The sequence below is a fragment of the Chitinimonas sp. genome (assembly GCF_036568685.1).
Classification (GTDB): Bacteria; Pseudomonadota; Gammaproteobacteria; order Burkholderiales; family Chitinimonadaceae; genus Chitinimonas.
This window is the reverse complement of the sequence record NZ_DATCSC010000055.1, coordinates 19,064-29,725: the sequence shown is the minus strand read 5'-3', so window position 1 is coordinate 29,725 and position 10,662 is coordinate 19,064. Positions and strand designations below refer to the sequence as shown.

Annotated in this window: 12 protein-coding genes; 5 read left to right on the top strand and 7 right to left on the bottom strand. The window is 63.5% G+C overall.

Annotation, left to right across the window (positions count from 1 at the left end; all coding sequences use genetic code 11):
- The coding region (locus VIM95_RS09185; RefSeq protein WP_331984857.1) for an alpha/beta fold hydrolase at positions 1-351 on the bottom strand (351 nt) is incomplete at its 3' end.
- A 337-nt stretch (positions 352-688) separates the two neighbouring features.
- Here VIM95_RS09185 and VIM95_RS09180 point away from each other — a divergent pair.
- On the top strand, positions 689-1,180 hold the full coding sequence (locus VIM95_RS09180) for a hypothetical protein (protein WP_331984855.1): 492 nt from the start codon (positions 689-691) through the stop codon (positions 1,178-1,180).
- 22 nt (positions 1,181-1,202) lie between these two features.
- Here the strand turns inward: VIM95_RS09180 and VIM95_RS09175 are convergent, their stop codons facing one another.
- The 6 genes from VIM95_RS09175 to VIM95_RS09150 form a co-directional block, all read right to left on the bottom strand.
- Positions 1,203-2,174 carry a peptidoglycan DD-metalloendopeptidase family protein gene (locus VIM95_RS09175; RefSeq protein ID WP_331984853.1) on the bottom strand — a complete coding sequence of 324 codons (972 nt, stop codon included), beginning with the start codon at positions 2,172-2,174 and terminating at the stop codon, positions 1,203-1,205.
- A gap of 176 nt (positions 2,175-2,350) precedes the next feature.
- Positions 2,351-2,680: a hypothetical protein gene (locus VIM95_RS09170; protein ID WP_331984851.1), complete on the bottom strand. Its 330-nt coding sequence runs from the start codon at positions 2,678-2,680 to the stop codon at positions 2,351-2,353.
- Positions 2,681-2,840: 160 nt separating this feature from the next.
- Complete coding sequence (gene eutC / locus VIM95_RS09165; protein WP_331984849.1) at positions 2,841-3,638, bottom strand: ethanolamine ammonia-lyase subunit EutC; 798 nt, start codon at positions 3,636-3,638, stop codon at positions 2,841-2,843.
- On the bottom strand, positions 3,635-5,026 hold the full coding sequence (locus VIM95_RS09160) for an ethanolamine ammonia-lyase subunit EutB (RefSeq protein WP_331984847.1): 1,392 nt from the start codon (positions 5,024-5,026) through the stop codon (positions 3,635-3,637). Before VIM95_RS09160 ends, eutC begins: the two co-directional genes overlap by 4 nt.
- 52 nt (positions 5,027-5,078) lie before the next feature.
- The gene (eat, locus tag VIM95_RS09155) at positions 5,079-6,461 is read right to left on the bottom strand and encodes an ethanolamine permease (RefSeq protein ID WP_331984845.1); all 1,383 of its coding nucleotides are present in this window, start codon (positions 6,459-6,461) and stop codon (positions 5,079-5,081) included.
- A 193-nt stretch (positions 6,462-6,654) separates the two neighbouring features.
- Positions 6,655-7,242, bottom strand: a complete 588-nt coding sequence (locus tag VIM95_RS09150; protein ID WP_331984843.1) for a YceI family protein — start codon at positions 7,240-7,242, stop codon at positions 6,655-6,657.
- A 207-nt stretch (positions 7,243-7,449) separates the two neighbouring features.
- On the opposite strand from VIM95_RS09150, the gene VIM95_RS09145 reads away from it, so the two are divergent.
- The 4 genes from VIM95_RS09145 (at position 7,450) to VIM95_RS09130 (ending at position 10,561) form a co-directional block, all read left to right on the top strand.
- The gene (locus tag VIM95_RS09145) at positions 7,450-8,061 is read left to right on the top strand and encodes a hypothetical protein (protein ID WP_331984841.1); all 612 of its coding nucleotides are present in this window, start codon (positions 7,450-7,452) and stop codon (positions 8,059-8,061) included.
- A gap of 38 nt (positions 8,062-8,099) precedes the next feature.
- Entirely contained in the window at positions 8,100-8,699 is a 600-nt protein-coding gene (locus VIM95_RS09140; protein WP_331984839.1) for a hypothetical protein, read from the top strand.
- 8 nt (positions 8,700-8,707) lie between these two features.
- Complete coding sequence (locus VIM95_RS09135) at positions 8,708-9,166, top strand: GNAT family N-acetyltransferase (RefSeq protein WP_331984837.1); 459 nt, start codon at positions 8,708-8,710, stop codon at positions 9,164-9,166.
- Between the two features lie 123 nt (positions 9,167-9,289).
- Positions 9,290-10,561, top strand: a complete 1,272-nt coding sequence (locus VIM95_RS09130) for a DEAD/DEAH box helicase (RefSeq protein WP_331984835.1) — start codon at positions 9,290-9,292, stop codon at positions 10,559-10,561.
- The last annotated feature ends 101 nt before the right edge of the window (positions 10,562-10,662 follow it).

Genomic DNA, 10,662 nt, shown 5'->3' with positions numbered 1-10,662 from the left:
CGCGTGGTCGATATTGAGCTTGCTCAGCACGGCGCGGATATCCGCCGCCTGGGTGCGCTTGTCGTAACCATCTGCCGGGCGGGAAGAAAGGCCCATGCCGCGCAGATCAGGCACCACCACGGTGTGGGTCTTGGCGAGCTCAGCAGCCAGCGGCGACCACATATCGCCGGTATCGCCAAAGCCGTGGATCAGTACCACGGCCGGGCCCTGGCCGCCTACGCGCACATGCAGGGTGGCGCCTTCGGTTTCTATCTTCTGTTGCTTGAAGGTGGCAGGGAAGGGTTTGACCTCGGCGTGGCCGGGGAGCGATACGGCCAGGGTCAGCGCAACGGCGGTAAGCAGGGTCTTCATTTTTGAGCTCGCTTTCTTGAGAACCAGTGTAGTGGGATGGCGCAACGTGGTGGATCAACAACGTGTGATCAAGGCGCCACCATGGAGCTGGCTGGCGATCCGTATGCCGCTACTCTCCGCCGTACCGGCCGCCATGCCCATCCCTGTTGGAGGCGACGGTGCTTGCCCTGATAGGAGCTGGATGGAGTGCCCCTTTAGGGGCAGTGGGTAGCTACCTGTCCGATAGAAGTCGGCCTGGCTGGCCTTGGTAATCTGGCCCTTGGGCATGCATTTGCGCTGTGGCAGTCTGCTGCGACGTTCCAACCCCGAACGATTCAGAATAGCTGGGAATACCTTGATGATACTGAGCAAGTACCCCTTGCAAGCGGCCCTGTTCAGCCTGGCCGTGGCGGCCCAAGCGGCCGTACCCTTGCCAGACCTGAAGGTGCTGACCTGCGACCTGCCGGCAAGTACCGACACCTTCTTCAAGCTGGACAAGACACTGATCCCACTGGCGACCAAGAAGGGCGACGGCATGTTCACCATTGCCGGACCCTTGCAGTACGACAAGCTCTGCCTCAAGGAGGTGGCCATCATCGCCGCCTTTGGCACGTTCACGGTGACGGCCAGCTTGTGCGGGCAAGACCCGCAGCCTCTGCTGGACTACCTGAAGGCCAACCGCCCGGACCTGAAGAAGGATGGGAGCAAGACGGCGCCGGGCATGCTGGGGATGTATGGCACTGAAAAGGATCTCGTCATGATCTACCGCGGCGATAAGGCGCTTCAGCCCAAGCCGGATGGCAAGGACCTGATCTACAGCTGCGCCAAGGCGCTCAGCGGGCCTCAGTAGGCGACCCGCTGCACCGTGGTGGCTACTTACCGGGCGAGACCAGCTGCCCCTTGAGCAGCTCGCCACGCGCCACCGGCTTGCCATCCTGCACATAGCCGCTCAGGTAGGCGGGCATACCGTCACCCTCGCCAAAGTGCGGCTTGTCCTGCAAGTGGAAGTGCAAATGCGGCTCGCTGGTGTTGCCGCTGTTGCCGCAGCGGCCCAACTCATCGCCGCTCGCGACCTTGTCCCCCAGCTTGACCCCCACGCTGCCCTGGCGCAGATGGGCCAGCAGCGCGTACTCGCCCTGGCCGAGGTCAAGCACCACATGGTTGCCTGCAGCGTGCTGCGGGTCGCTGCTGCCTATGGCCTGGTCGGGCAGGCCATCCACCACCTCCACCACTGTACCGGCTGCCGGCGCCAGGACCTTCTGGTTCCAGGCGTAGTAGTCGCTCAGATTCTTGCCCTCGCCCTTGTGGCTCTTGCCGTCCACCATCTTGAGCAGATCGTAGGCAAAACGTTGGTCGCGGGCGACGATATGGTAATTCTGCGCCTGGGTCCGGCCTCCCCAGAACACCAGCCATTCGCCCTCAAAGGGCAGCCGCAACGTGGCCTTGGTCTGGTAGTCCTTGTAGGGCGATTCAGGTAGCGCTGTCTGCGCTGGCCGCACATAGAAGCCGGCAATGCGCTTGTCCGGCAAAAACGCCCACAACATCTGGATAGGCGTGGCCGGCTTGCTCCAGCGCGCGGTGCGCAGATAGAGCCGCACCCCATTCTGCTCGGTCACATCCTCACCCAGCACGGCTTGTTCCTCACCAAACTGCTTGTCGAGATCGGCACGGAACTGCGCCAGGCCATCGGCGGTTTTGACGGCCGCCTGCATATCCGGCGTCATCTGTGCCCAGAGCGCCAGGGTATCCCGCTTGAGGAACTGCTGGGTGGCCTTGCGGCCATCGGCCAGCGTACCGTCGGTCTTTGCGTCGGCCCAAGCGGGTAGAGCGAGGGTAGCTAGCAAGATTACGGACCAGAGTTTGTTCAGTGTGCGCAGCGACATGGGGAGCCTGGATAAAGGCCGGTGTGCCCGGCGGTGTTTTATCTTAGCGGCGGAGTGCGAGGGCGACATCCTTCAGATGAGGGATCAGTTGCGCATAGGGCGCAATGCCCTTCGGGGATTGCGCCCTATGGGCTGCTTCAGGACCGCCAATTTCCAATATCTGTAGCAAGTACCGTGAATGACTGGGGGTGCAGCAAAAATGCGTAAAGCTTGCCTGCGCCCGATAGAGGTCCCGGCTTGCGATCCGTAGTGTAAAAAGCCACCACGAGTACTGTGACAACTTCGGATAGCTCGGCGCGGATACGAGCCTTGTCTTCATTGGCCATGCTTGAACGATCGACGAAGCTCAAAGGCATGCTGAACACGTCACTGATGCAATACGGCCAAGCGACCGCCTCCGCATACAGCGGATGTGTGCGTATTGCCGCCATAGCGCCTGTCGTTACTGAATCAGCAACCGCGGACATCGCTTCGGCTTGGAGTGCAATGAGTTAAGCCTTAAAGCATACCGTTTTATACGGCCGCAATGCGGTGCGACCTTTAGAGTCTAGGAGTAGGCGGTCAACAGCGGGATCTTGCAATAAGGCAAGTCACAGGATGTTTGATCGATGTCCCGTGACCCGCCGTTCAGGAGCGGACGGTCGTGTTCCCAGCATTTTCCAACACCCCCACCTCACTCTCATCCTTCAAACCCACCCCTGTCAGCTTCAGCCGCAAGGCCGCCTTGATCAACCAAGCCAGCTTGTGCGCCGCAGCCGGGTGCGGCAGGCCTTCGGGGCGGATGTTGGAGACGCAGTTGCGGGCGGCATCAAGGCAGCCCACCTGCGGGGCGTAGGTGAGGTAGGCGCCCAGACTGTCGGGCGAGGAGAGGCCCGGGCGTTCGCCCAGCAGGATCAGAACCAGACGGGCTCCGAGCAGGGCGCCGGCTTCGTCGGCCAGGGCGACGCGGCTTTGGCTGGCGATGACCAGCGGGGCGAGGCGCAGGCCGTCCAGGAGCGGCAGCAGGTGCTGCAGCAGCGGTACCGCCTGACGCTGGGTCGCGAGGGCAGAGAGACCGTCTGCGACCACGATGGCGAGATCGGCCTGGCTCTGGTGCAGGCTCAAGAGGCCGGCGCTCTCGGTGGCGAGGCGGCGGCCCAGGTCGGGGCGCTGCAGATAGCTGCGGCGGTCCGGGGCACGGCTTTGCACCTGCAGCACCGGCTGGCCGGCGGCGCGCAGCTGCTGGGCCAGTTCATCCTTAGCCAGGGGCAGGTGTACGGCATCCCGCGCCTGGGCATGCGCGAGGCCAAAGGCCAGTACTTCGCGGGTGGGCAGGGCGGGGCCGGCGCGGCCCAGGCCGATGCGTGCCTGGGTGAGATTGCCCAGGCGCCGCCAGGGGTCGTCCGGGGTAAGCGGCGGTGGGGGGGAGATCTGCGGTTTGTTCATGCCAGCGCCCCTTCTTCCACATGCCGCAGCAGCGGGTGGTCGGTGCGGGCGGGATAGAGCCGGCCAGTCATGTCGGCAAGGCCCATCTGGCTCAACCAGGCTTCAAATTCCGGCGCGCGTTTCAGGCCCAGCACCTGGCGCAGATAGAGCTGGTCGTGGAAGGAGGTGCTCTGGTAGTTGAGCATGATGTCATCTGCGCCCGGCACACCCATGATGAAGTTGACCCCGGCGGCGCCGAGCAGCACCAAGAGGTTGTCCATATCGTCCTGATCGGCCTCGGCATGGTTGGTGTAGCAGACGTCGCAACCCATGGGCACGCCCAGCAGCTTGCCGCAGAAATGATCTTCGAGCGCGGCGCGGGTGATCTGCTTGCCGTCGTAGAGGTATTCCGGGCCGATAAAGCCGACCACGGTATTGACCAGCAGCGGCCGGTAGCGGCGGGCGACGGCATAGGCGCGGGCCTCGCAGGTCTGCTGGTCCACGCCGTGGTGGGCATTGGCGCTCAGTGCACTGCCCTGGCCGGTCTCGAAATACATGACGTTGTCGCCCAGGGGGCCGCGGTCCAGCGAGAGGGCTGCGGCGTGGGCTTCGTCCAGGATGGCGAGGTCGATGCCGAAGCCGGCATTGGCGGCCTGGGTGCCAGCGATGGACTGGAAAACGAGGTCGATGGGTGCCCCGGCGGCGATGGCCTGGATCTGATTGGTGACATGAGTCAGCACGCAGGATTGGGTGGGGATGCCAAAGCGCTGGATCACGTCGTCCAGCATCTGCCACAAGGTGATGAGCGCCGGCACGCTGTCGGTAGCAGGGTTGATGCCTATGACCGCGTCGCCCACGCCATACATCAGGCCGTCCAGCATGCTGGCGGCAATACCGCGTGCGTCGTCGGTGGGGTGGTTGGGCTGCAGCCGCACGGCCAGCCTTCCCGGCAGACCGATGGTGCCGCGAAAGCGGGTGACCACCCGGCATTTGCGCGCCACCACCATCAGGTCCTGATTGCGCATGAGCTTGCTCACGGCTGCCGCCATCTCGGGGGTGATGCCGGGGGCGACGGCGGCCAGGGTGTCGCTGGTCGTGCTGTCTTGCAGCAGCCATTCGCGGAAGTCACCCACCGTGAGGCTGGCGACGGACGCGAAGGAGGCGGCATCGTGGCTGTCGATGATCAGCCGGGTGATCTCGTCCTCTTCGTAGGGGATGAGCGCTTCGTTCAAGAAGCGTTTGAGCGGCAGGTCAGCCAGCACATGGCGGGCGGCCATGCGCTCGGCGGCGCTCTGGGCGGCCAGGCCTGCCAGGTAGTCGCCCGAGCGGGCGGGGCTGGCCTTGGCCAGCAGATCCTTGAGGTCGCCGAAGGAGTAGTGCGTGCCGGCGAGGGTGCAAGCGAGTGCCATGATGTTCCTGTTTCTTCGGGGCGAGGCATGGGCCGCCTCGCCCTGATCCGGGTCAGGTCTGCTCGACCACCACGCCGTCCAGCAGGGTATCGGCCGGGGCGCTGTCGCGCTGGTGGGCGGTCAGGTAGAAGTAGGTGAAGGCCACGGCCAGAAAGCACAGGAAGATCAGCGCCAGCAGTTGGTTGTAGAACACCAGGGCGGCGAGGCAGATACAGGCGGCGAACAGGGCGAAGGCCGGTACCACCGGGTAGCCGGGGGCGCGGAAGGTGCGTTCAAGCGTAGGCTCGCTGCGGCGCAGCTTGAACAGGCTGGCCATGGAGACGATGTACATGACGATGGCGCCGAACACCGACAGGGTGACGATATTGGCGGTGAGTGGTTGGCCGGCGATCACGATCAGCGAATCGCTGAAGATGGCGGCTATGCCGACCACGCCGCCGGCCAGGATGGCGCGGTGCGGGGTCTTGAAGCGCGGGTGCACGGCGGCCAGCCACTTGGGCAGGTAGCCAGCACGGCCCAGGGCAAAGATCTGCCGCGAGTAGCCGAGGATGATGCCGTGGAAGCTGGCGATGAGGCCAAAGAGGCCGATCCAGACCAGCATATGCAGCCAGCCGCTGGTTTCCCCGACGATCATCTTCATGGCCTGGGGTAGCGGGTCATTGATATTGGCGAGCTTGCTCCAGTCGCCCGCGCCACCGGCAAAGATCATGACACCCACCGCCAGTACCAGCAGGGTGAGGATGCCGCCGATATAGGCACGCGGAATGGTGCGCTTGGGATCCTTGGCTTCTTCGGCGGCCATGGCGGCACCTTCGATCGCCAGGAAGAACCAGATGGCAAAGGGGATGGCGGCAAAGATACCGCCCCAGGCTGCGATGCTGAAGTCGCCATGGCCGCTCCAGCCGTTCTGGGTGAAGTTGGCCATGCTGAAGCCGGGTGCGACGACGCCCATAAAGACCAAGAGTTCGACGATGGCGATCACCGTAACGAACAGCTCGAAGGTGGCGGCGATCTGCACCCCGACGATATTAAGCGCCATAAAGATGACGTAGGCCGCCACCGCCGCGTACTTGGGGTTGATCTCGGGGAACTGCACGTTGAGGTAGGCACCGATGGCCAGCGCGATGGCCGGCGGGGCGAAGACGAACTCGATCAGGGTGGCAATGCCGGCCAGGAAGCCGCCAGCTGGGCCGAAGGCGCGCTTGGCATAGGCGAAGGGGCCGCCGGCGTGGGGGATGGCCGTAGTCAGCTCGGTGTAGCTGAAGATAAAGGCCGCATACATGGCCGCGATAAACAGCGAGGTAACCAGAAAGCCCAGCGTGCCGGCCTGTGCCCAGCCATAGCTCCAGCCAAAATACTCGCCGGAAATCACGAGCCCGACTGCGATACCCCATAGATGCCAACTACCCAGTGTCTTCTTGAGCTGGTGTTCCACAGTTCTTCCTCCCAGGGTTGCGGGCACTTGCAGAAAGCGCCCGTGAGCGTTTGCTTGCCTGGGAGGTTTAGCAGCCGGCGTGCCAGAAAATTATTTACATTAAATCAATTACTTAATGTGTTTTCGGTGGGTGGCGGTTGCCTGAATCTGGTGCGTGGTGCACCGGGCGTGCGCCCTCGCGGGGCATGGGGCGCTATTTGCGCACGGCCAGCACGACGACGTTGATGCTGACCTTGTCGCTGACCAGCAGCGAATAGCGATCCATGCCCCAGTTGGCACGGCTGATGCGGGTGCTGACCGTACCCTCGCAGGTCATGATCCGTTCCGGGCCACGCGGCTCGCAGCGCATATCGGTGATGGTGAGGGTGACGGGCTTGCTGATGCCCAGCATGGTCAGGGTGCCTTGGGCATCCACCGCCTGGCTGTCGTCGAACTCGAAGCGCTCGACCTTGAAGACGGCACTGGGGTAGACCTCGGAATTGAAGAATTCCTTGCCCTTGAGGAAGGCGTCCTTGCGCTCTGAGCCGGTGCTGAGCGAACCAGTCTGGATCACCACCTCAATGCTGCCGGTACGGCTCGCCCTATCGAGCACCAGCTCCCCGGTGATAGCCTGAAACACGCCGCGGGTACGCAAGAAACCGATCGCGTCCACTTCGAAGCTGGGTTTGGTCTGGGCCGGGTCGATGATATAGATCTCGGGTGCTGCCCGGGCCGTTGTAACAACGCAAGCCAAGGCCGTGATCCAGCAGGTCAGGTTAGCGATGGACAGCGGGCGTTGCATGGACGTCTACAACCTCGGCAAACACGACGGCGGGCGGTGCACTGTGTCATAGCCTGCCTACGTCGGCATGACAATGCCAATGCTCGGTTTGCGGAGGGCACATTGTCGGCCGCCGTGTCCTTGGGCTAGAGTCTGACCCCGACCGCGCTGGGCGTGGTGGATAAACCGACAAAGCGTGCAACGAGTACGCAATCAGCAGGGGGATGTATGGATCTGGATGCTTATGCACCGCCCAAGGCGGTGTTGAATACGGGGCTTGAAGGTGGACAAGCGGGGGAGCTTGCTGCCGCAACGCCGTTCTTTGTGGTGGGCAAACGCAAGTTCGTGCTGCTGTTCCTGGCTACCCTCGGTACCTACCGCATTTACTGGTTCTACAAGCAATGGCAGGCCTACAAGCGCGTGCATGGTGGCAGTATCTGGCCGGTACTCCGGGCGATCTTCACCATCTTCTTTGCGCATAGCTTATTTGAAGCGGCAGATCGCGAAGCATTGCGGCGAGGTGTACGCATAGGTTGGGAGCCACGCTCCCTGGCAAGCACCTATGTGGTGGTCGCCATTGTCAGCTCCGTCTTGGACCGGCTTTCCAACAAGGATATTGGCAGCCCCTACACCGATATCCTGTCGCTGATCTGTTTGCCCATAATGTGCAGCGTGCTGGTTTCTGCCCAAGGCGCGATCAACCGTGCCTGTGGCGACCCGGAGGGTGAAGGTAACAGCAAGCTGACCTGGGCCAACTATATCTGGCTCGTGATCGGGGCCCTGATGTGGTTGGTGATCGGGTACGGCTTTTACGCCATCTACACCGGTGCTGCCAACTGAGCCACGATGAGATTGCTAAGCGCTGGACAGGAGCAAGCATGACCCAGAACATCTATGCACCGCCGACAGCAGCGCTGCAGGTGGAGGGCGATACCACCGCCATGCCCTTCTTTGTGGTCAGCCAGCGCAAGCTGGGTATGCTTTATCTGCTTTCCTTCGGGCTCTACCACTACTACTGGAGCTATAAGCACTGGCAGGCCTACCGGCACAACCGGCAGGCCAAGGTCTGGCCGCTGTGGCGGGCGATCGGCATGCTCTTCTACACCCATGACTTGTATCGCGTCGCAGACCAGGAAGCGCGGCAACGTGGCATCCCGCTCGCGTGGTCACCCGCCTGGCTGGCGAGTGGTTACGTGTTGTTCTCCGCGGCCTGCAGCGTAGCACTGGTGCTGAGCTACCTGGGCTATGGCCGCCCCTATCCGCTGTGGTTTGCCCTCGCTTGCCCGCCGTTGCTGTGTGCTTGGCTGGTTCCGGCACAGGCCGCAATCAACCGGGCGTGCGCGGACCCGCAGGGGCTGAGCAACGGCAAGCTGAGCGGGGCCAACTATTGCTGGATCGTGCCGGGTTGCGTGCTGTGGTCGATCATTCTCGTCGCCCTTTTCATCGCCCTGTTCATGCGTGGGGCAGCAGCCAATTGAGCCCGATCGTGCCGCAGTTCCGTCTTCCTTCAGTAGCCGACTATGCTGAGCTGGCCAGTTGGATAGGCAACGCGACCGACTGTGCCCGCTGGGCCGGGCCACAGCTGCCTTTTCCCTTTACGGTGGCGGCCCTGTCCGAGCTGCTGCAGGTCGCCGAGGGAGAAAGCTGGGCCATGGCCGATGCGGCTGGCCGACTGCTGGGCTTTGGACAGTTCTGGTTGCGGCCTACCGGCACGGTGCACCTGGGGCGCATCATCATCTCGCCGCACTGGCGTGGGCATGGGGGCGCCAAGACACTGTGCAGCTGGCTGATGGCCACGGCGCGCGAGCGCCATGGTGAGCGGACCGTTACGCTACGGGTCTACCGCGACAACCCGGCGGCGTTGCGGACCTACCTGCAGCTGGGCTTTACGGCGGTGGAGCCGGAATCCGACACCGAGATACTGTTCATGCAGCGCGCAGTTTGATCGCTCAGGCGGGCTGCCAGCCGGTCACCGGCGCGCTGCCTAATCTGGGATAATTCAGAACGCTTATTACCACGGCCCTGTTCTCGGGGCCGTTGTCTTTTCTCCCCCTTGCAGGCCCGCACTATGTCCTTTGCCGAACTCGGTCTCCATCCCGCCCTGATCCAGGCCACCGTCGATCTGGGCTACCGCCATGCCACACCGGTACAGACCGCGGCGATCCCGGTGGCGCTGGGCGGGCAGGATGTGCTGGCCCAGGCACAGACCGGCTCGGGCAAGACCGCTGCCTTCTGCCTGCCGCTGCTGCACGGCTGGCAGCAGCACTACCAGGCCGGCCTGCGCCGACCGCTCCATGGTCTGGTACTGGTGCCTACCCGTGAGCTGGCGCAACAGGTGGGCGCGGTGCTGGAGGCCTTGGCCCGCGGCCTGCCTGAGCAACCCAAGGTGGTGACCTTGTATGGTGGGGTATCGATCAACCCGCAGCTGATGCGGCTGCGCGGCGGTGCCGACCTGGTGGTGGCCACGCCGGGCCGCTTGCTGGATGTGGTGGACCACAACGGCCTCAAGCTCTCAGAGCTGGCGGTACTGGTGCTGGATGAGGCCGACCGGCTGTTGGAGCTGGGCTTTGCCGATGAGCTGGCCAGCGTGCTGGACCGGCTGCCCAGCCGGCGGCAGAACCTGTTCTTCTCGGCCACCTTCCCACCGGCGGTCAGGCGGCTGGCGGGGCAGCTCCTGCACAAGCCGGCCAAGGTGGAAATCGCCATGGAGGCCGCAGCCGCACCGGATATCGTGCAGCGTGCGATCGCGGTGGACGAGGGACAGCGTACCGCCTTGCTGGCCCACCTTTGCCAGGCCGAAGGCTGGCGGCAGGTGCTGGTCTTTGTGGCCACCAAGCTGGCGACTGAACGCTTGGCCGAAAAGCTGCGGCGGCAGGGCCTCTCGGCCGCTGCCTTGCATGGCGAGCTGAGCCAGGGGGCGCGCTCGACCGTGCTGGCGGGTTTTCGGGCTGGCCATACCGCCATCCTGCTGGCCACCGATCTGGCCGCCCGCGGCATCGACATTGCCGAGCTGCCGGTAGTGCTGAACTATGACCTGCCACGCTCGACCGAGGACTACACCCACCGCATAGGCCGCACCGGCCGGGCCGGTGAGCGGGGCATGGCGGTGAGCTTTGTCAGTGCGGCTACGGAGGCGCACTTCAAGCTGATCGAGAAGCGCCAGGGCTTGCGCGTGGCGCGCGAGCAGATTGCGGGTTTTGAATCCAGTGAGGCGGTGCTGCCCACGACCAGCCTGGTGGCGGCTGATGGTGGTGGCGTCAAGGGTAAGCGCAAGAGCAAGAAGGATAAATTGCGCGAGGCGGCCGCCGCAGAGGCGACCAGGACAGGCGGCAAAGATTGATCCTGATTTTGCCGTGAAATTGTAATTAAGTTGTTGTTATAAAAGGATTTAACGAGCTGGCATTCCCTTTGCTCAATAGCCCACTGACAGAAAGATCCAGT

Bases quoted from the DNA above. Each gene is read 5' to 3' on its own strand.
- eutC (WP_331984849.1), bottom strand. From the start codon at position 3,638: ATGAACAAACCGCAGATCTCCCCCCCACCGCCGCTTACCCCGGACGAC.
- VIM95_RS09140 (WP_331984839.1), top strand. From the start codon at position 8,100: ATGACCCAGAACATCTATGCACCGCCGACAGCAGCGCTGCAGGTGGAG.
- VIM95_RS09130 (WP_331984835.1), top strand. From the start codon at position 9,290: ATGTCCTTTGCCGAACTCGGTCTCCATCCCGCCCTGATCCAGGCCACC.
- VIM95_RS09145 (WP_331984841.1), top strand. From the start codon at position 7,450: ATGGATCTGGATGCTTATGCACCGCCCAAGGCGGTGTTGAATACGGGG.
- VIM95_RS09170 (WP_331984851.1), bottom strand. From the start codon at position 2,680: ATGTCCGCGGTTGCTGATTCAGTAACGACAGGCGCTATGGCGGCAATA.
- VIM95_RS09150 (WP_331984843.1), bottom strand. From the start codon at position 7,242: ATGCAACGCCCGCTGTCCATCGCTAACCTGACCTGCTGGATCACGGCC.
- VIM95_RS09180 (WP_331984855.1), top strand. From the start codon at position 689: ATGATACTGAGCAAGTACCCCTTGCAAGCGGCCCTGTTCAGCCTGGCC.
- VIM95_RS09160 (WP_331984847.1), bottom strand. From the start codon at position 5,026: ATGGCACTCGCTTGCACCCTCGCCGGCACGCACTACTCCTTCGGCGAC.